The organism is Chryseobacterium hagamense (genome assembly GCF_007991455.1).
In the GTDB taxonomy this organism is placed as follows: Bacteria; Bacteroidota; Bacteroidia; order Flavobacteriales; family Weeksellaceae; genus Chryseobacterium; species Chryseobacterium hagamense.
The window spans coordinates 1-19,998 of sequence record NZ_BJYJ01000045.1 but is presented as its reverse complement, the minus strand read 5'-3'; the positions used below and the strand labels follow the sequence as shown (position 1 = coordinate 19,998).

Genomic DNA, 19,998 nt, shown 5'->3' with positions numbered 1-19,998 from the left:
TATTGATTGCTTTTTTCATTTTAAAAAATTTAGTTTTTCAGTTGTACTTCATTAATCCGGGCAGGTCTGGTTTTCCATACAATACCATCCGTAAGTGGTTCCGTTATCCTTTGTCGTATACACTTTTAGGCAGTTGTTGGTCGTATCGTAAGCCATCATCCCTTCTACGAAATTGGCTGAAGAGATCCCTACAGGGTTTCCGGTATTGTCGAAAGCTACCCGGTTGATCACCATTCCTTTGGTTTTAGCTTCCAGGGCGGTCCAGGCTCCTTTTCTTACCATTGGCCAGTTGTCTCCGCTGGTTCCTGCCCTTCCCAGTGCCGAAATACCGGCATTGGTATTCAGGGTTGTTCCGGAAGTTACCGACGGCTTGTAGCAGGTTGAACATCCCGGTGGCTGAATTCCGCTGTTCTGGGAAGTTCCGATGCCCTGGCCCTGGTCACCACCGATATCGGCAGCTCCTCCGGCATTTACCACATTCGGCACTCCCGATGCATTCACACAGGTGGAAGAGGCACAGAGATTTTTGTTCGGAGCCGTAGATCCCGTTCCGGACGTTACATTCCCTCCGGCAAAAACGAGCTGGGCGAGTGTTACATTTTCATCCCCTTCAATCGCATCCGGGCATCCGTCGTTATCGGAATCCAGGTCAAGCTGGTTCGGGATACCGTCTCCGTCGGTATCCAGTTCCAAAGGAAGCTGGGAACAGAAGTCGTTATACCGGATACTTTGTTCATTAACCGCTCCTCCGGTAGAAGCCGTATATCCGAAATAAACATTGCTTACTCCGCCGAAATAATTGGTTATCGGATTATTGGATGGAAACGTATAGGCTCCTGCTAAAATTCCTCCGACTGTATATGATAATCTTTTAGTAGGAAAATCCCAGGTAATGATCACCGGTCTCCATACATTATCCTCAACGTTGCCCAGGTCAGCAGCAGTTGTCAGAAGATTGGCACCGCTCTGGCTGGCCGAAGCCCAGATCTGGCCATGGTCGTTGGGAATATCGCCCACAGCCGTACCGTTGTCATAGGTATCCACTTCAAGCACGATCCCGTTCTGGATGCCCAGTGCGCCGATACCGCCGCCGGCAGCTCCAACTGCATCCACTCCTGCCGGAGAATTATGGAATACGGTAGCGATCCCGTCAGCACCTGCATCACTGCTTCCGAAATTGGCTTCATAGCTTAAGGTAAAGCTTTTGCTGAAGTCCACTTTCCCGTAAGACCACATCTGGCCGGCCTGCGTGTTCAGTGCCGGCGTCAGGCGTACCTGCTGGGAGTTGATCTGGGTTGCATTCCCGTTTAATTTGAAAATGGTGCCTACCGTTGAGTTGGAATCCAGTCCTCTTTCGATACAATCTAAAATCCCGTCATTATCATCATCAAGATCCAGTGAATTGGCAATCCCGTCCCCGTCTGAGTCACATTCTACAGGGGTAAAGACAATATTGTCGATCCCGACATCGTTTCCGCTCCCTCCGTTCCCCTGGAGATTAATGATCTCCAGTTTTACCACCGTTGTTGAAGGGGTAAAAGAAAGATTCAGCCTTCTCCAGACATCATCATTGACAACTCCGAGGTTACCTGAGTTGGCAGTCGCAAGCACGTTATCGTTGCTGTCCTTGATGCTCAGCTGTAAGTTAGGGACATCTGAACACCCGTTACACAGTCCGGCCATATCGATCCTGAACCGGTAAAGCTGTCCCGGTACAACACTGAGGTTGCTGACCCGGTAAATCGCCGCGTTTAACGTTGCACCGGAATTGATATTGATCGCCAGATATCTTCCTGTGGTGGAACCGGCCGTAATATCGGTATACCCGGCATCCTTGTTGCCGGTAAGGTCCGTCTTCACAAAACTTGAGGTTTGAGCATCAGAGGTGGTGACACTATAAGAACCGTCAGGAGGATTAACTGCCTGAAAGGTGTGACCAATCACAAAAGGATCTGTAGCAGTTGTATTACTGTTGCTGTTCCCTGTTCCGAAATCATTTTTGAATATCGGGGTTCCCTCTGCCGTAGACGGACAGGTCTGTGCAAAGCCCAGGCTGCCCGCAAGTAACGCCAGCACGATGGCTGTATTTTTTATTTGTGTTAAATTTTTTATAGTCATAAAGTAATTAATTATAAGGTGTACTCTATTGAATAAAGTACCTGAATACGTTTTTTAATGGGAGTATATTTCAAACTATAAATACGGGAGGAGGCCTTATGGAAAACACTTCAGAAAAACAGAAATCAAAAGACCTGTTGTTGAAGCAATGATATTTCTCTATATAGAGACGTTCTAATATAAAGCTAATCAATAATTTGCATTCAGAAATACAGACCTTGGAAAAGTCATGGGATGTTGTGGAAGGAATTACGTAAGCCCGGCTGGAATCGGACGAATAAGGCAGCTCCCGTGAAAAGGGAGCGCTGTCCATGCGGCAGAAATTAAATAATCTCTTCCGCTGCTCGAAATCCGATACGGTCTTCCTGATTTTTCCGGCGGTTATCTTGTCAGCCGTCTGTACAGAAGGTTTTGCTTTGCGTCTGGAAGGTTTCTTCGCGGCTAAAAGGTCTTTAGATTTGAAGACGAGGCCACCCTGGAGATTACTGATCCGGTAATCCGTATTTTCCTGCGCAACAAACTGCTGATTGAAATTGGGATCGGTGGAATAGATCTGCGCGTTTCCTTTGACACTGATCAGTGCAGGAGTACCAAACCCTTCCTGGGAATACAGGGAATAAAAGAAAAGAACAAATACCAACAGGGCTGATTTCCCGAGTCCCTTTGAAAGGATCGTACTGGGCATCCTGCCTGTCATGTTTCGTATTCTTTTTCCCAACTTGTGAATTTTGGGCAAATTTAATTATAAATTTTGATATTTTAACATAGATTATGCAATAAATATAAAAATAAACTGATGTATAACGAATAATCCCTTCCAAATTATCTGAAAGAGCGATTTTGATAAAAATTTTTAACTTTTATTTGTTAAAAATATTACTGTACCCTACGCAACTTTTACCCTACCGTACGGAAGGGGAACCCCGGCTGGGGCCAAAGGAAATACGGCAGTAGCTGAAGTACCAAGGCTACCTATTGCTGAAGAGGCCAGGGACGAGATGGTAATACTGGCTGTACATGATTCTGCCGTATAGGGAATCCCGTCGTTATCATCGTCCAGATAGACCTACACTGTCGGGAATCATATTGCCATCACTGTCCAAAGAGTATCTTGCTGCGGATGATAGTTAAACTGTATTCCGGGCTTGTCCACAGACCCAAAATTCTCCGGCCAGCCAATGACAGATACTGACAATCCGTAACTGCTGCCGGATCGGCGTTCAACAATGAGCATAAAAAAAGCCGCCCCAAAATCGGGACGGCTCTGTATGGGTCGAGTAAATGATTACTTCAATTCTACTTCAGCACCAGCTTCTTCCAATTGCTTCTTAAGCGCTTCAGCCTCGTCTTTAGAGATACCTGTTTTGATTGGAGCAGGAGCACCATCTACGATATCTTTAGCTTCTTTAAGACCAGCACCGGTTAAATCTTTTACCAATTTAACGATTGCTAATTTAGAAGCACCTGCAGACTTAAGAATTACGTCGAATTCAGTCTTTTCTTCAGCAGCTTCACCAGCACCAGGACCAGCCATTACTACTGCAGCAGCAGCAGGCTCAATTCCGTACTCATCCTTAAGGATAGCAGCTAATTCGTTTACGTCTTTTACTGTTAAGTTTACTAGCGTTTCAGCTAAATTTTTTAAATCTGACATTGTTGTAATGTTTTTGTTGATTATTGATTATTTTTTGAGTGTAAATTATTCAGCAGCTGGAGCCTCTCCTTCAGCAGCCGGAGTTTCCGGAGTTTCGGCAGCAGGTGCTTCTGCTGCTGCAGGGGCAGCTTCTTCAGCTTTAGCTTCTACCGTCTCAGGTTTGTTTTGAAGAGCAGAAACCACTCTCTGGATTGGAGACTGAAGTAATCCGATGATTTCACCGATCATTTCTTCTCTGGACTTGATGTTCGCCAACATGTCCAGGTTGTTGTCACCAACATAGAAAGTTTCCTGAACAAAAGCAGATTTCAAAGCCGGCTTTTCTTCTTTCTTTCTGAACCCTTGGATTAATTTCGCAGGAGCGTTAGCCGTTTCAGCAATCATCAACGCCGAGTTTCCTTTGAAAGACTGGAACATTTCAGAGTAATCCACTCCTTCCATCTGTTCCATTGCTTTTTGTAAAAGTGTATTTTTTACTACTTTCACCTGAATATTCTGCTTGAAAGCCTGTCTTCTGAAGTCAGAAGATTTAGCAGCGTTCAAACCTTCAAGATCTGCTACATAAACTACTTTTGCATCCTGAAGCAAGTCTTTGATCTCTTGTATTGCTACAACTTTTTGGTCTTTTGTCATTGTCTTAAGGATTAAAATTAGTTAACAGATTTAGTATCAATTGCAATACCCGGGCTCATAGTAGAAGACAAGTAGATTGACTTCACATAAGTTCCTTTAGCAGCAGTCGGTTTCATTTTGATCAGCGTAGAGATCAATTCCTGGGCATTTTCCTTGATTTTGGCAGCATCGAAAGATACTTTACCGATACCAGCGTGGATAATCCCGTACTTGTCTACTTTGAAATCAATTTTACCTGCTTTCACTTCAGTTACCGCTTTACCGATTTCCATCGTTACAGTTCCTGATTTAGGGTTTGGCATCAGACCTCTCGGTCCTAATACTCTACCCAATGGTCCTAATTTACCCATTACAGCCGGCATGGTAACGATTACGTCAACATCAGTCCAACCGTCTTTGATTTTTTGTAAGTACTCGTCAAGACCTACATAGTCAGCACCCGCCTCTTTAGCTTCTGCTTCTTTATCCGGAGTTACTAAAGCTAAAACTTTAACATCCTTACCGGTTCCGTGAGGAAGAGATACAACGCCTCTTACCATTTGGTTTGCTTTTCTAGGATCTACCCCTAATCTTACAGCGATGTCTACGGAAGCATCAAACTTTGCAGTGTTTACTTCTTTTACAAGCGCTGAACCTTCTTCAAGGTTATAGATTCTTCCTTTTTCTACTTTGCTTAAAGCTTCTTTTTGCTTTTTTGTCAGTTTTGCCATTTCTTTAAGTTTTAAGCGTTAAAAGTTGGTTTAGTTCCTGTTACTCTTAATCCCATTGATCTGGCAGTACCAGCGACCATAGAAACAGCAGATTCCATGGTAAAGCAGTTAAGATCCGCCATTTTATCTTCAGCGATTTTCTTTACCTGATCCCAAGACACGGCACCTACCTTATTTCTGTTAGGTTCTCCGGAACCACCTTTGATTTTAGCCGCATCCATCAACTGGATTGCTGCAGGAGGCGTCTTGATTACGAATTCAAAAGATTTGTCTTCGTACACTGTAATTACTACAGGTAACACTTGTCCCGGCTTATCTTGCGTTCTTCCGTTAAATTGCTTACAAAACTCCATGATGTTCACACCTGCAGAACCCAATGCTGGACCTACTGGTGGAGAAGGGTTAGCTGCGCCACCTTTCACCTGAAGCTTTACCATTTTAAAGACTTTTTTAGCCATTGTTTGTTTTTTAAATTTGAATAATGAATGAGTTTGGAAGCATTATTATTCAGTAGGTTATCCATTCTCACCTTAAATAATCCTACTTTTCGGACTGCAAAATTATGAATTATTTTTGAAATAGCAAATAGAATCTATTGATTTTAATTAAATTAAGGTAAACTTTCAGTAAAGGTCTCCGGAATTTCATACCGGTTGTTTTTATCGCTGAAGGGAACAATGATTTTATCGAGAATTTTATTCTGATCTTCCTTTAAACAGCTTCTTTTAACGAGTTGCAGGTCATAGACCGGCTTACCGGAAGGAAGGAATTCGTATTGTATATCAAAACAGAACCGGGTTCCTTCTGCATCATCATCCCAATCTCCATAGGAATACTGCGTTTCTACCATCCCAGCCTTCTGCAGACGGCCATGTCTGAAGAGGACCAGATCATCGTAATACAGGGTCCCCATGTGCGTCTGCCCTCCTGCAAGTGCGAAAACCACTGCTTCTTTTCCGATCCTGACCATCTGCGTCAATGAGCCGGAATTCCCGTACATCCCTCCGCTTCCCGCCTCCCGCATAAAATCGGCAGTCTCCCATTTTTCGCCGTTGAAACGGAAAATGAACAAATCACAGTGCCCTATCGATGCACCGGCAAACGGATACCGGTTTTCAACGGCCATTGCCGCAAACTTTGTATGGCGTAAAGTAAAGCGTTTGATGTCCGAACGGGAAAGTGTTATTTCCTCATCCATTTCGGGAATCGGCTTTAAGTTCATGGTATCATAAACTGGCTTTAGAAGGACATTGATCATTTTTTCCGTAAGTGCGGTATCGATGGCTGTTTTGACAACTATTTTCTTTTCCTCCATGATCCTTTGGCTTGAACTGCTTGCGGTTTCAGAATCTTTAAGGCAATTTATTAAAGACAATGCCGATAATACCGTCAGTGCTGGATAAAAATAAGGGCAGGATATTTTCATGATTGTTATTAAATAGAAAAAGACTGTTCTAATGAACAGTCTTTCGCTTATATTTTATAAAGGATTATACTTTTTCAACCTGCATATAGCTCAGTTCCATTGGCGTCTTTCTGCCGAAAATGAGAACGGAAACTTCAATTTTCTTTTTGTCTTCAAGAATTTTTTCTACTGTTCCGTTGAATCCGTTGAATGGTCCGTCAATTACTTTAACGTTTTCACCTACGATATAAGGGATTTCAACATCACTTGCAAATTCGGAAAGTTCATCCATTCTGCCCAACATTCGGTTCACCTCCGACTTTCTCATCGGAACAGGATCTCCTCCTTTGGTTAAGCTTAGGAAAGAAATAACACCGGGAATGTTTTTGATAACGTGCGGAATTTCCCCCATCAAATCAGCTTCAATCATTAAGTATCCAGGATAATAAGGTCTTTCTTTAGGAACTTTTTTACCGTTTCTGATCTGAATTACCTTTTCCATAGGAATCACTACCTGAGTAACGTACTGTTCAAACCCTAAGCGCTTGATTTCCGTTTCAATGTAGTTTTTCACTTTATTTTCCTGTCCGCTGATTGCTTTCAGCACATACCATTTCAATTCGCTCATTTTGGGAAAATACTTTTATTATTAATTGAACACGTTGATGAGCATTCCTATAATGTTGCTGATTGCTTTTGAAAACAATTCATCAACTCCGAAAGTAAATAACGCCAGAATTACGGTGGCCACAGTGACTACAATGGTAGAAGACTGCAGGTCCGACCATTTCGGCCATTCCACTTTGTGTCTGAATTCGTTATAAGAACCTTTTAAAAAATCGACAAATGAACTCATAGTTGTATTTTGCACGGGCACAAGGATTCGAACCCTGATCAACGGTTTTGGAGACCGGTATCCTACCATTGGACGATGCCCGTAGTTTAAAAAGCTCCGTAAAGAAGTCCCTTACGGAAGCTTTTTATTATTTTAATAGATGATTAGTCTAAGATTTCAGTTACCTGACCTGAACCAACTGTTCTACCACCTTCTCTGATCGCGAATCTAAGACCCTCGTTAAGAGCGATTGGCTGTAACAATTCTACAGTGATCTCCAAGTTATCACCTGGCATTACCATTTCTACACCTTCCGGTAAGAAGATCTCACCTGTAACGTCAGTAGTTCTTACGTAGAACTGAGGACGGTATTTGTTGTGGAATGGAGTGTGACGTCCACCTTCTTCTTTAGAAAGGATATAAACAGATGCTTTGAATTTCTTGTGTGGTTTCACAGAGTCTTTCTTAGCGATTACCATACCTCTCTTGATGTCGGTTTTTTCAATACCTCTCAACAATAGACCTACGTTATCACCAGCTTCACCTCTGTCTAGGATTTTTCTGAACATCTCAACTCCTGTAATTGTAGAAGTTAATTTTTCATCACCCATCCCTACGATATCTACAGGATCACCAGTGTTGATGATACCAGCCTCGATTCTACCAGTTGCTACAGTACCTCTACCAGTAATAGAGAATACGTCTTCGATTGGCATCAAGAATGGCTTATCCGTATCTCTTGTCGGCTCTTCGATCCACTCGTCAACAGCGTCCATCAAAGTCTCAACAGACTTGAACCACTGATCGTCAGTCTTAGCACCTCCTTCTGCAGTAGCAGCTGTAAGAGCACCAAGAGCAGAACCTTGGATTACCGGAGAGTTATCACCGTCGAATTCATATGTAGATAATAAGTCTCTAAGCTCCATTTCAACAAGCTCTAATAACTCAGCATCATCTACCATGTCAACTTTATTCATGAAAACAACAATTCTAGGTACGTTTACCTGACGGCAAAGTAGAATGTGTTCTCTTGTCTGAGGCATTGGTCCGTCAGTCGCAGCACATACCACGATTGCTCCGTCCATCTGAGCAGCACCAGTTACCATGTTCTTTACGTAATCCGCGTGACCTGGACAGTCAACGTGAGCATAGTGTCTTTTTTCAGTTTCGTATTCGATGTGAGCAGTATTGATAGTAATACCTCTTTCTTTTTCTTCTGGAGCAGAGTCAATTGCAGAGAAGTCTTTTTTCTCAGCAAGACCTTTGCTAGCTAATACAGCAGAAATAGCAGCTGTAAGAGTAGTTTTACCATGGTCAACGTGACCAATAGTACCAATGTTCAAGTGTGGTTTGTTACGATTAAACGTTTCCTTTGCCATGATTTATGAATTATTTATTTATTGTTTTCAAATTTTCGGTGTGCAAATATAATGAATTTTTAAATACCAAAAACTTTTTCTCCAAAAAAGTTTCAATATTCAAATCCAATAAAGCACAAACCTTATTTTTCAATGTATTGAGATTGCAAATTTACACATTTTTCTCAATTGTGAAAATCCTGCACCTACGTTTTGTTTAAATTATAAACTATCTGTTTAATTCTTAATACTATAACTAATAAAACAATACGCATAAAAATTTTTACTGTTGTCAAAAACCTTTATTTATCTTTTATCGTAGATAGAAATACGAACTACTTAAAGAATAATATTATGAGAAAACAACTACATCTATGGATGGCTGCCGCTGGCATGGCCGTTCTATTTTCCTGCAACGATTCCGACAGCATGATGTCTCAGGACATGGCTGTGCAGGGACCCGACCAGATGGTCTACGGGTTAACGGCGAATAATGAGCTGGTAGCTTTCAATGCCAACAATCCCAAAAGCTTTACGTCTAAAACGACCGTTTCAGGAGTCGCTTCCGGAGAGAAGTTGATGAGCATTGATTTCAGGCCGGCTACCGGCGAGCTTTATGCTTTATCCAGTGCCAGCAAACTGTACATCATCAACCAGTCCAATGCTTCGGCAAGAGTGGTAAGCAGCACGGCATTTACACCTGCGATTTCGGGAAGCGTCGCTTCGATAGACTTTAATCCGGTGGTAGACCGCATCCGTCTGGTGAGCAGCAGCGGCCAGAACCTGAGACTGAATCCTGAAACGGGAGCTACTGCAGCGACTGACACGAATATCAGCGGAGGGAGCAATCCTTCGATTATGGGAATTGCTTACAACAACAGCAAATCCGGTGCTTCAAGTACGGTTTTGTATGACATCGACATGGCTTCAGGAAAACTCTTCAAGCAGGACCCTCCCAACAACGGAGCTCTTGTAGAAGTCGGAAGCCTGGGCACCACTTTTACCGGGCAGGCCGCTTTTGATATCAGGTACGATAATGCTAGCGCCTTACTGGCAGTAAACAATACCCTTCACCTGGTAGACCTCAGCAGCGGAAAAGCAACCAATATCGGAATGCTTCCCCAACAGGTCATTGATCTGGCCATCCCTACCGAGGCCGTTGCCTATGCAGTGGACGGATCGAATAACCTTCAGATCTTTAATCCGAACAGCCCGGTGCCGGTTTCTAAATCCATGTCCGGGCTTCAGAGCGGGGAAAATATTTTAGGTATTGACTTCAGGCCGGCGAACGGACAGCTGTATGCCTTAGGAAGCACCAGCAGGATTTATACGATCAACCTTGGAACCGGAGCGGCCACTGCCGTAGGAACCTCGCCTTTTGCTACTCTGCTGGCAGGAACGGATTTCGGATTCGATTTCAATCCGACAGTTGATAAAATACGCGTAGTGAGCAATACCGGACAAAACTTACGTCTGGACCCGGTGACGGGAGGAATTACAGCCGTGGATCTTACGCTGAATCCGGGAAGCCCGATGATCGGCGCGGCGGCTTATACTAATAATATGGCAGGTGCCACTTCAACAACCCTGTTTGTGATCGACCATAATACCGATAAGCTGTACCAGCAGAATCCGCCGAATAACGGAGTACTGGTAGAAACCGGGTCTTTAGGTATCAATATTACCAGCAGCAACGGTTTTGATATCGGAAGCATGAGCCAGAAAGCTTACCTGATGGCTACGGTAGGGACCGCCACGAAACTTTACAGCATCAATACAACTACCGGAGCTGCAACTTCTGTTTCAGATTTCCCGAATGCAGTAAGAGGTTTTGCCGTGGGATTAGGATTCTAAACTCATAATAATTATTTCAATAGCAGAATCGCGGAAAACTGAGTTTTCCGCGATTCTTTATGTAGAAATGTGTTTGTAATCATACTGGCAGAAGGAAGCCGGAGGCCGGAGGCTTATTAACATCCTACCCTTGATGCGGGGAAAAACTTCTATCATCCATCATCCTACTTCCCTCTTGCAGCACCCAGCTCCCTTACATTGGCCCTAAATCTGCTGCGACCTTCCGGTCCTGTTGAAAATCCAGAAAATGATCGGGAAAATCAGCAGGGTCAGAACGGTGGCCGTGATCAGACCTCCGATGATCACAATGGCCAGCGGCTTCTGCGATTCGGAACCGATCCCTGTAGACAAGGCGGCCGGCATCAGCCCGATCGACGCCATCAGCGCGGTCATGATGACTGGACGCGTTCTTGATTTTACCCCATTCAGTATCGCGTTATCAAGATTCATTCCGTCCCTGACGTTCTGGTGGAATTCCGTAATGAGGATCACCCCGTTCTGGATACAGATTCCCAGAAGGGCAATCATCCCCACCCCGGCTGAAATGCCGAAGTTCATTCCCGTCACGTGAAGGGCGATAATTCCTCCGATCAGCGCAAACGGCACATTCGCCAATACCAGCAAAGCGTCTTTCATATTCCCGAACAGCACAAACAGCAGGAAGAAAATCCCCAGGATACTGATCGGCACTACCTGCGTCAGCCTCTTCGAAGCCCGCTGCTGATTTTCGAACTGTCCGGTCCAGCCTACGGAATAGCCGTCCGGAAGCTCAATTTTAGAAACGGCTTTCTGCGCATCGGCAATGGTACCTCCCAGGTCACGGTCACGGATGGAAAATTTAACCCCGATATATCTCTTGATGTCATCCCGGTAGATGAACGCCGCTCCGTTATCTTTAACGATGGTGCTGATTTCCTTTAAAGGGATCTTTGCCCCGTCCTGCGTAGGGACCATCAGTGCGGCAATGTCGTTTTCATCTTTCCGGTATTCCCGGGAGTAGCGGAGACGGATCGGGAATTTCCTTTCGCCGTCGAACATTTCAGAGGCGGTCTTTCCTCCGAAGGCCATTTCCAGCACCGACTGCGCATCATCAGGCATTACGCCGTAAGCCGCCATTTTATCCCGGTCCAGCACTACACTTACTTCCGGCTGCCCGATGTTTTTAATGATTCCGGCATCTTTTACGCCTTTGATATCCTTTACCTGTTTCAGTACTTCTTCAGCCAGCCGGTCAAGGGTCTGGAGATTATCCCCGTAGATCTTGATTCCGTTTTCGGCTTTGAAACCGGCTACCGCTTCAGCTACGTTATCGGAGATCGGCTGTGAATAATTGAATGTGATTCCCTGGTAGTTCCTGAGCTTTTTATCGATTTCGTCGATCAGCTCTTCATAGGTTATTTTCCGTTTCCAGTCTTCTTTCGGCCTGAGGTTGACGGCAAACTGTACGAATCCGAATCCGTTCGGATCGGTCCCGTCGTTGCTCCGTCCGGTCTGGGCAAGCACATCGGTCACTTCCGGAAAGCTCATGATGTCTTTTTTCAGAAGGTCCGCGGTTTTCAGGGATTCTTTCAGGGAAGAGCTCATCGGCATTTCTGCGGTAATCCACAGCGAGCCTTCATTCAGCTGAGGAAGGAATTCCGTTCCCAGGAATTTCGCTGAGAATAAAGTGGCTGCCAGGAAGGAAATGGCAACAATCAGGCTTAGTTTTTTATGTTTAAAAGTATAGTTGAACCCTTTCAGTACGCTCCGGTCCCAGAAATTTACAAACGGGTTGTTCTTTTCCTTTACGTTTTTATTTAAAAGGATATGGGAAAGCACGGGCACCAGGGTCAGGGTGAAAATCAGGGCGCCCATCAGGGCAAAACCTAAAGTAAAGGCCAGCGGCGAGAACATCTTCCCTTCCACTTTCTGAAAGGAGAAAATCGGGATCAGCGAGGTGATAATGATAAGCTTTGAAAAGAAAATCGCTTTTCCGAGACCCGTTCCCGTCTGCTTTATCCAGCCGGCCTTGGCCATTTTATTGAATTTTTCGTCACCGTATCTGTGGGCTTTATGGTCGAGCATCACGAAAAGCCCTTCCACCATGACGACTGCCCCATCGATGATAATTCCGAAATCCACTGCTCCCAGCGAGAGTAAATTGGCGCTCATTCCCGCCATTTTCAGGCATAAGAAGGCAAACAACAGGGATAAAGGAATGATGATGGAAACAATCAGTGTGGTTCTCCAGTCGGCCATAAAAATAAGGACAATCACCGTTACCAGGACAATTCCTTCGATCAGGTTGTGCATCACGGTGTGGGTGGTGAAATCCATGAGGTTATCGCGGTCATAGAACGTCACCATTTTTACATCTTTCGGAAGAACCTTCTCATTCAGCTCTTTAATTTTGGCTTTTACACCTACCAGAACTTCCCGTGGATTTTCGCCTTTCCGCATTACGACAATTCCTTCTACGGTATCTTCCTGGTTATTGAGGCCGGCCTGCCCTACCCTGGGCATCGATCCCTCATGTACTTCAGCTACATTTTTTACCAGTACCGGATTCCCGCTGTCATTCTGTATCGTGATATTTCCGATGTCGCTTATCGATTTTACCAATCCTATTCCGCGCACTACGTATGCCTGTCCGTTTTTCTCGATCACGTCTCCTCCCACATTCAGGTTGCTTTTCGTTACGGCATCATAGACCTGAAGCGGCGTGAGGTTGTATTTATCCAGAGCCCTCGGGTCGATGCTCAATTCAAAAACTTTATCCTGACCACCGAACACATTGATGTCCGCTACGCCGGGAACCCCTCTTAAAGCGCGGTCAATGACCCAGTTCTGCAGGGTAAGCAATTCCCGTGAATCTTTTTTCCTACTTTGTAAAGTATACCTGAAAATTTCCCCGGTCGGTCCGTACGGCGGCTGCACTTCAGGATCCACCTCATCCGGCAGATTAATGGTACGCAGCTGATTGTTCACCTGATTCCGGGCAAAAGTATCGTCTACCCCGTCATCGAAAAGGATTTTCACAATCGAAAGCCCGAACATGGTGGTGCTCCGTACACTGGTCTTCTTCTGCACCGGGCTCATGGCCAGCTCGATCGGCGTGGTAACGAAGCGTTCTACTTCCTCAGCACTCCGCCCATTCCATTGGGTAATGATCACGATCTGGGTATTCGTTACATCCGGAAAGGCTTCAATGGGCATGTTCTTAAAGCTGATGAATCCTGAAACCGCCAGAATCGCTACCCAGATGAAGGTAAATGCTTTGTTTTTTAACGAAAAAGCAATTATATTTTTAATGAATTTATTCATGATGATTTTTAATTTTAAACGCAAAGGACGCAAAGATTTGTTTAACAAACTATGCGTATTTAAGTTTGCAAAGGCGTTTCACTCAGCAAAGAAATCCAATCTAAATTAGTGACATAATGCGACTTACATAGCCTTATCAAGCGATTCGCAAGCGACGGTATAAGCAATGCTTTTTATCTTCATTTAATATCATCTAGCTGTTCAGGGAGCGGTAAATCAATAGCTGGTTGTCGGTAATTACCTGTTCCCCTTCAGTAAGTCCCTCGGATACATACGTAACATCTCCGACTTGTTTTAAAACCTTTATCTCTTTCACCTTTACATCCGTCCTGGATCTGTAAACCACCACAAAACTTCTGTTGTCGTCGAAAATAACCGCTTTGGACGGAACGGTAAGGGCCATGGTGTTTTCCGAGCTCATCACCTTAATGGTCGCTTTGCTTTCCGGGATCAGCAGCCCGTTCTGGTTTTCCAGCACGACCCTCGCCTGCATGGCATTGGTTTCCGGATCGATGATTTTGAAGATTTTATCGATTTTCCCGTTGAACACTTTATCCGGATACGACAAGGTAGAAACCTGAGCTTTCATCCCAAGGCTTATTTTATCGATATCGGATTCATTCACGTTCATGATGGCCCAGACGTTTGAGGTATTGGCCACATCGAAAATATTATCGCTACGGTCACTTCTCAGCTGCATATCCTTATTGATGTTTTTCTGCACGATGTATCCGCTGATCGGGGCTATTACACTGTAAATATTCCCTTTTTTCACATTGTAGACCGTACTTACCGCACTGGCGCGCTGCATCTGGTCCTGGGCTTTCTGCACCTGGCTTTTGGCTTCCAGCACATCCCTTTCGGTATTCAGCTTTCCTTCAAACATTTCTTTGGCAACCCGCAGGTTATTCTGAGCCACCACCAGATCCGTCCGTGCATCGCTGACATCTTTCTGAACTTCTGCCAGCTCCGTACTCCGGATGGTCGCCAGGACCTGCCCTTTCGTTACGTGGTCTCCCAGCTCAGCGTTTACACTCAGAACGTTTCCGCCAACCAAGGGATATACGTCGATATAGCTGTTCTTATCCGCTGAAATTTTTCCGTAGAAATTGTAATTGTCTTCGATGTATTGTTTTTCAACTTTTGCCAGACCGATGGATTTCAGCATGGTGTTGCTCAGCTCAAATCCTTTTTTTGCCTGCGGTTTAGGGTCTGCTTCCTTTTTTGTACAGGATAAAACAGACAGGGCCGCCATTACCAGGAGGATATATTTTTTCATAGGAATATTAATAGAAGATTTTCGTTTGTACGAGTTGATTCAATAGTTCAGCGGACCGGATGATCCGGTTTTTCATATCATAGATCTGCAGCGCGGTTTCCCGGTAGCTGTCCATGAAATCTGTAAATTCGATCAGGCTGATGTTGCCTTTCCTGAAATTGTTCAGCATTCCGTTGTAGACCATGTCCATATTGTTGAGATCCGCAGGTTTTATTTCCGACAGCTGTTCATACTGGGTTTTCCATGCTTTATAGGCCGCCTCTACTTTGGTTTCAAGACTTAATTTCTGGAATTCTGCATTTTTACGGTTCTGCTCAACGGCGAAGTTGGCCTTTTCCACATTCCCTCTGTTGGATTTCCATAAGGGCAAAGGGATTCCGACCATCAGGTTGACTTCATTTTTAAAAGTCCCTCCGTTCTGGTCCCATCCCGCTCCAAGGTTCAGGTCCGGAACATTCAGTGATTTCTGCCATTGGGCGTACAGCTTGCTGTTGTCGATCAGTTTCAGGTTGTACTGATAATCCGCATTATTTTCCAGGGCTTTCTTCTGCAGTTCCGTTTCATCACCGAACGGCTGGGCGGCAAGGATATCTTTGGCTTCAGTATCCGAAAGCTGAGGATCGATATCTTCCGTAATACCTGTAAGCACTTTCAGGGTTTGTTCAAACTCAAAAATATTCTTATTGATCTCCACTTTGTCGTTATTGAGTTGGATGACAATGCTCTGGAGTCTTACCTGGTCTTTCAGGGAGACATTGCCTTTGGCAGACTGTATGCGGTAGGCCGCCAGAAGATCATTCATATAGCCCAGCTGCCTGTTGGTATTTTGCAGTTTCAGCTGCTCATAATAGAGATTAAAATAGGTCGAGCGAAGCTGGGATTTCAGATCTGCCAGAAGCTGTGAAAACTGGAGCTGTGCCAGTTCTTTATTGGATCTTGCAAAGGCGATTTCATTTTTCTTTTTGCCACCCATGTAGATCAGCTGGGTGACCTGTGCTCCTTTCGCATGTCCTGCATCGAAAATTTTCCGGTCCTGGGGATTATATGCATTGATCTGACCGCTCAGCTGCGGCAGGTCCCAGATTTTGGCCTGCAGGATATCGGCATCTGCCTGACTGATGTTATACTGTTCGGCAAGCAGTTGCAGATTGTTCCTATGAAATGCTTCTTCACATTCCGAAAGCGACATTCCCTGCTGTGCCGCCACAAAGGAAGAAATAATGACACACAGCCCTGCAAATTTGTTCATTTAGGTTATTTTATGATACAAAGTTGTCTTTATGGGATTAAAATGCTCTTAAAGAATCCTTAAAAAAAAATTAAATTTAACTTAAAGGTTCCATTAAAATCTTTTTACAGCTGATCAATTTTATGCAAAACTTGTTAAAAACCTTTAACTTAAGAATATAAGGCCTTAACTTTTAAAGGCTTTGTAAAATAATGTGAACCCGAATAAGAACCGGAGTTAACGGGCTGGAAGAGGGAAGCCGGATGCCGGAAGATTTTTAGTATGTTGCAATTACCGGTTTAAATGACCGCCGGACGGTAAAAACAGGAAAGCTTAATGAATCATTAAGTCTGGATGTTGTTTGAAGTGAAGAAATAAGTAACGGGAATCTCTAAAACATTACCTGATAAGATCTTCCGCTTTTTCCTGATCGGAAACTTCCTGATACGATCACCTGAAGTGAAAAACGTTTACTGCAATGCATGATTACAGGCTTGTCTTTTTCTTCAGCTTTATACGGGAGCTCGATGTATCTGTACATCAGGATGGAACCCGGGATCCATAATAATTTTCAGCAGCTATTTTTTAAAGACCACGCTGAATTTGTTCGTTAAATCCGCCGGGGAAGTATACCTGATCTCAGCACCGTGGTATTCCAGGATTCTCTTGACGATCCTCAGGCCCAGGCCGGAACCTGAAATGTTCTGGGAATTTTTACCCCTTTTGAAGGCTTCAAATAATTTCAGCTGTTCTTCTTCCGGAATGGTATGGCCGCGTGAAATCACGTCCACCACGAAATGCCGGTCGTTTTCGGTAATCAGCACATCCACTTCCATGTTGTCGGAGTAGATGGCCGCATTTTTAAACAGGTTGATGAATACGATATCCAGCAGAGACTGAACTCCCTTGATCGTCAGCAGTGCGTCTTCAGAACTCTCTTCAGAAATCTGGAAATCCATTTTAAGGTTGGGATAGCTTTTTTCCACGGCTTCAAAAGATTCGAAAATCACTTCATCGATCCGTACTTCTTCATAGATGCTCTGGATGTTTTCTTTATCGAATTTGGTTAAAAGCAGCAGAGAATTCGTAAGATCCGACAGCTGATAGACATCGCGCTGGATCTGCTGTAGCGAGGATCTGGTTTCAGGCGTATGCTCTCCGAATTTAATCAGGTTTTCCAGCTGAAAGGCCATCCTGGTGATCGGAGTCCGGATTTCATGGGAGGCACTGGCCGTAAAATCTTTCTGCGACTGGAACACATCGTCCAGCCTTCCGATCATGGTATTAAAGGATTTCGCCAGTACATCGATCTCATCATTGGAATTACGGACCGGAATCTGCGTTGTCAGTTTGTGGGCCGTCACCTCGGAAATCTCCTGGTTAAGGTCTTCCAGCGGCTTCAGGAACTGCCCCATGAAGTAGTAGCTGAAAAAACCGATCAGCAGGGCGCTCATTACGTAAGCGGTGATCAACAGGTATTTCAGATAGTCTAATTTGGAATTCCCGTTGGTATCGTAGGCACTGGTGAGGATGTAATAGTTTTCACCATGGATGGTTCTCAGGGCCGCGTAGATCTCGGGAACCGTTTTTTCGGAATAGACGACCTTTTTATCGTCGAGTTCTTTGAGCAGCGCATTGTCCCAGGTGACATTCCGGTCTTTGATCGTACTGTAGATCAGCTCTTTCTGGGAGTTGAAAATTAAAATGGTTTCATTTAAAAGGATGTTGTCGGAATTTTCATTGAAAAATACCGGCGCCTCTTCTTCAAAGTCCTTGGATTTGGCGATGAAATGCGAAGTGAATTCCAGCCGCTGCCTGAACCGCTCCTTGAATTCATCCCTCCGGAAATCGTTAAAGGACATGTAGATCACCACCATCACAATACCGAAAAGCAATGAAAAAGCAATGCTGAGATTGAGCGCGATCTTCCTTTTTAAAGACATATTTTTTCTATAACGGGCTTAGATAATACCCGAAACCGGAACGGGTGTGGATGAGTTTCACTTTGAAATCCTTATCGATCTTCTTTCTCAGGAAGTTGATGTAGACTTCCACCGTATTGGTATTCGTATTGAAATTATGCTCCCAGACGTGTTCGGTAATCTGCTGTTTGGAAACGGTGCGGCCCTGCGCTTCGGCCAGGTATACCAGAAGCTGGAATTCCTTTAAGGTGAGGCTGATTTCATTTCCGCCGCGGTAGACTTTCTGTTCGGTCTTGTTCACGATCAGATCGTCCACCCTGATCAGTTCCTGGTCGCTGGTTTCGGAAGGTGCTTTTCTCCTTAGCAAAGAGTTCATCCGTAACAGGAGTTCCTCAAACTGGAAAGGCTTTACCAGATAATCGTCGGCCAGTCTCGTAAACGCATCTTTTTTGTCTGACAGGTCGCCATACGCCGAAATGATGATGATCGGGGTATTCTTATCGAAAGAACGGATGGTCTGGCAGACCTCCAGCCCGTTGATTTTCGGCACATTGATGTCGAGCAGGTACAAGTCGTAGGAACTGTTTCTGATCTGGCGGAGAAAGGTTTCGCCGTCATAGATTTTATCACAGGTAAAATGGTTTGACTCCAGAAACTTGCAAAGTTCCGCCGAAAGGATCAGATCGTCTTCCAATAAAAGAATATTCATCGAAAATTATTTTATACGAATGTAACGAAAATTTTCAGGATGGTAAAAGAAGTTGAGGAAGAGGGGAATACTTTAATTGAATTTTAAGGATAATAAGGATGGAAGTTTTTGTCACTATTAATGCTGACAGCGGATCACACGCAAAAGTTGTTGAAGAAATTAATTAAAAAGGTACAAAAATTTTTAACGCATCCATGCTAAGAATAGTTTATTTCCAACCGCTTATTTTTTCGGGGGTAAGGACTGAACTATGGCTGTAAACTTTGATGTTCGGCGAATGATAACGGTAAAAATTCTTTAGGAAATCTTATTTAAATTTATATGGTTGACAGCTTCTGGAACTCATCCAGAATAGCCGGATTCAAACCTTCAAGATTTAGTGGACCGGATTAAGGTGTTACAATTGCTTATTTTTATAACAAATCCGGTTATTTCAAATAACACAGTTCAGATAATACCTACTGCCCTAGCCCGGATCGCAGCGGTTACCCCACAGCGGGGTTGGAGGATTTGGGAGCGGATGGGTTTGGCGGTGGCGCGTTTGGAAAAGGTCGGTGCGAGGAGTATGAGCGGAGAGCCGGAAACAGCTCCTGAAAAAAATGCAGCTGGACTGTAAAGATCTTGTAGCCGGACACCGCGAATCTTCCTAAAAGGTATAACTGTATTTCGCTCAAAAATAATTATGCGATAAAATCATTTTTATTAAGAGGTTCTGATTGACTGTAAAATTGTATCAGAAATAAATCAGAACAATGTCTGAACAAAAAGATCAATTTGTGGATATTGCATGGCGGCTGAAATCAATTTTCACATCACAAGAGAACTTTATCACGAGTATAAAAACAAAAAAAACACATTGAAAATCAATGTGTTTCATTGTGAGCCAACTACGGGACTTGAACCCGTGACCTCTTCCTTACCAAGGAAGCACTCTACCGCTGAGCTAAGTCGGCCTAAACTAAAAAATCACACCGGAAAGCGTGATTTTTT

At 44.1% G+C, this 19,998-nt stretch carries 16 protein-coding genes and 2 tRNA genes; 1 reads left to right on the top strand and 17 read right to left on the bottom strand.

Translation table 11 applies throughout. The features are described 5' to 3' along the window. Positions 1-51: 51 nt before the first annotated feature. From CHA01nite_RS19375 to tuf, 11 genes are all read right to left on the bottom strand, one after another. On the bottom strand, positions 52-2,118 hold the full coding sequence (locus CHA01nite_RS19375) for an L-type lectin-domain containing protein (protein WP_146944470.1): 2,067 nt from the start codon (positions 2,116-2,118) through the stop codon (positions 52-54). Between the two features lie 70 nt (positions 2,119-2,188). After that, the gene (locus tag CHA01nite_RS19370; protein WP_146944468.1) at positions 2,189-2,836 is read right to left on the bottom strand and encodes a hypothetical protein; all 648 of its coding nucleotides are present in this window, start codon (positions 2,834-2,836) and stop codon (positions 2,189-2,191) included. 567 nt (positions 2,837-3,403) lie between these two features. After that, positions 3,404-3,772, bottom strand: coding sequence for a 50S ribosomal protein L7/L12 (gene rplL / locus CHA01nite_RS19365; RefSeq protein ID WP_027380919.1), 369 nt, complete (start codon positions 3,770-3,772; stop codon positions 3,404-3,406). Positions 3,773-3,817: 45 nt separating this feature from the next. Next, entirely contained in the window at positions 3,818-4,405 is a 588-nt protein-coding gene (gene rplJ / locus CHA01nite_RS19360; protein WP_146944466.1) for a 50S ribosomal protein L10, read from the bottom strand. A 17-nt stretch (positions 4,406-4,422) separates the two neighbouring features. After that, a complete protein-coding gene (rplA, locus tag CHA01nite_RS19355) occupies positions 4,423-5,115 on the bottom strand; it encodes a 50S ribosomal protein L1 (RefSeq protein ID WP_027380917.1) in 693 nt (230 codons plus the stop codon). Between the two features lie 11 nt (positions 5,116-5,126). Continuing rightward, complete coding sequence (gene rplK / locus CHA01nite_RS19350) at positions 5,127-5,573, bottom strand: 50S ribosomal protein L11 (protein WP_146944464.1); 447 nt, start codon at positions 5,571-5,573, stop codon at positions 5,127-5,129. 152 nt (positions 5,574-5,725) lie between these two features. Beyond that, positions 5,726-6,430 carry a hypothetical protein gene (locus tag CHA01nite_RS19345; protein ID WP_146944462.1) on the bottom strand — a complete coding sequence of 235 codons (705 nt, stop codon included), beginning with the start codon at positions 6,428-6,430 and terminating at the stop codon, positions 5,726-5,728. A 175-nt stretch (positions 6,431-6,605) separates the two neighbouring features. After that, positions 6,606-7,148, bottom strand: coding sequence for a transcription termination/antitermination protein NusG (gene nusG / locus CHA01nite_RS19340; protein WP_047435411.1), 543 nt, complete (start codon positions 7,146-7,148; stop codon positions 6,606-6,608). Between the two features lie 21 nt (positions 7,149-7,169). Continuing rightward, complete coding sequence (secE, locus tag CHA01nite_RS19335; protein ID WP_146944460.1) at positions 7,170-7,376, bottom strand: preprotein translocase subunit SecE; 207 nt, start codon at positions 7,374-7,376, stop codon at positions 7,170-7,172. Between the two features lie 12 nt (positions 7,377-7,388). Further along, a tRNA-Trp gene (locus CHA01nite_RS19330) sits at positions 7,389-7,459 on the bottom strand. A gap of 60 nt (positions 7,460-7,519) precedes the next feature. After that, entirely contained in the window at positions 7,520-8,734 is a 1,215-nt protein-coding gene (gene tuf / locus CHA01nite_RS19325; RefSeq protein ID WP_146944458.1) for an elongation factor Tu, read from the bottom strand. Between the two features lie 333 nt (positions 8,735-9,067). Here tuf and CHA01nite_RS19320 point away from each other — a divergent pair, with 333 nt between their 5' ends. After that, a complete protein-coding gene (locus CHA01nite_RS19320) occupies positions 9,068-10,567 on the top strand; it encodes a DUF4394 domain-containing protein (RefSeq protein WP_146944456.1) in 1,500 nt (499 codons plus the stop codon). 204 nt (positions 10,568-10,771) lie between these two features. Here the strand turns inward: CHA01nite_RS19320 and CHA01nite_RS19315 are convergent, their stop codons facing one another. The 6 genes from CHA01nite_RS19315 to CHA01nite_RS19290 form a co-directional block, all read right to left on the bottom strand. After that, positions 10,772-13,870 carry an efflux RND transporter permease subunit gene (locus CHA01nite_RS19315; RefSeq protein WP_146944454.1) on the bottom strand — a complete coding sequence of 1,033 codons (3,099 nt, stop codon included), beginning with the start codon at positions 13,868-13,870 and terminating at the stop codon, positions 10,772-10,774. 193 nt (positions 13,871-14,063) lie between these two features. Beyond that, a complete protein-coding gene (locus CHA01nite_RS19310; RefSeq protein WP_146944452.1) occupies positions 14,064-15,149 on the bottom strand; it encodes an efflux RND transporter periplasmic adaptor subunit in 1,086 nt (361 codons plus the stop codon). A gap of 7 nt (positions 15,150-15,156) precedes the next feature. Next, positions 15,157-16,398 (bottom strand): TolC family protein, encoded by a 1,242-nt coding sequence (locus CHA01nite_RS19305; protein WP_146944450.1) that lies wholly within the window; start codon positions 16,396-16,398, stop codon positions 15,157-15,159. A gap of 557 nt (positions 16,399-16,955) precedes the next feature. Continuing rightward, positions 16,956-18,320 (bottom strand): ATP-binding protein, encoded by a 1,365-nt coding sequence (locus tag CHA01nite_RS19300; RefSeq protein WP_146944448.1) that lies wholly within the window; start codon positions 18,318-18,320, stop codon positions 16,956-16,958. Positions 18,321-18,327: 7 nt separating this feature from the next. Further along, a complete protein-coding gene (locus CHA01nite_RS19295) occupies positions 18,328-19,008 on the bottom strand; it encodes a response regulator transcription factor (protein WP_146944446.1) in 681 nt (226 codons plus the stop codon). An 881-nt stretch (positions 19,009-19,889) separates the two neighbouring features. After that, positions 19,890-19,961: transfer RNA gene (locus tag CHA01nite_RS19290), tRNA-Thr, on the bottom strand. Positions 19,962-19,998: the final 37 nt, after the last annotated feature.

Bases quoted from the DNA above. Each gene is read 5' to 3' on its own strand.
- CHA01nite_RS19300 (WP_146944448.1), bottom strand. From the start codon at position 18,320: ATGTCTTTAAAAAGGAAGATCGCGCTCAATCTCAGCATTGCTTTTTCA.
- rplK (WP_146944464.1), bottom strand. From the start codon at position 5,573: ATGGCTAAAAAAGTCTTTAAAATGGTAAAGCTTCAGGTGAAAGGTGGC.
- CHA01nite_RS19310 (WP_146944452.1), bottom strand. From the start codon at position 15,149: ATGAAAAAATATATCCTCCTGGTAATGGCGGCCCTGTCTGTTTTATCC.
- CHA01nite_RS19295 (WP_146944446.1), bottom strand. From the start codon at position 19,008: ATGAATATTCTTTTATTGGAAGACGATCTGATCCTTTCGGCGGAACTT.
- rplA (WP_027380917.1), bottom strand. From the start codon at position 5,115: ATGGCAAAACTGACAAAAAAGCAAAAAGAAGCTTTAAGCAAAGTAGAA.
- CHA01nite_RS19315 (WP_146944454.1), bottom strand. From the start codon at position 13,870: ATGAATAAATTCATTAAAAATATAATTGCTTTTTCGTTAAAAAACAAA.
- CHA01nite_RS19305 (WP_146944450.1), bottom strand. From the start codon at position 16,398: ATGAACAAATTTGCAGGGCTGTGTGTCATTATTTCTTCCTTTGTGGCG.
- rplL (WP_027380919.1), bottom strand. From the start codon at position 3,772: ATGTCAGATTTAAAAAATTTAGCTGAAACGCTAGTAAACTTAACAGTA.
- nusG (WP_047435411.1), bottom strand. From the start codon at position 7,148: ATGAGCGAATTGAAATGGTATGTGCTGAAAGCAATCAGCGGACAGGAA.
- CHA01nite_RS19375 (WP_146944470.1), bottom strand. From the start codon at position 2,118: ATGACTATAAAAAATTTAACACAAATAAAAAATACAGCCATCGTGCTG.
- CHA01nite_RS19345 (WP_146944462.1), bottom strand. From the start codon at position 6,430: ATGGAGGAAAAGAAAATAGTTGTCAAAACAGCCATCGATACCGCACTT.
- rplJ (WP_146944466.1), bottom strand. From the start codon at position 4,405: ATGACAAAAGACCAAAAAGTTGTAGCAATACAAGAGATCAAAGACTTG.
- tuf (WP_146944458.1), bottom strand. From the start codon at position 8,734: ATGGCAAAGGAAACGTTTAATCGTAACAAACCACACTTGAACATTGGT.
- secE (WP_146944460.1), bottom strand. From the start codon at position 7,376: ATGAGTTCATTTGTCGATTTTTTAAAAGGTTCTTATAACGAATTCAGA.
- CHA01nite_RS19320 (WP_146944456.1), top strand. From the start codon at position 9,068: ATGAGAAAACAACTACATCTATGGATGGCTGCCGCTGGCATGGCCGTT.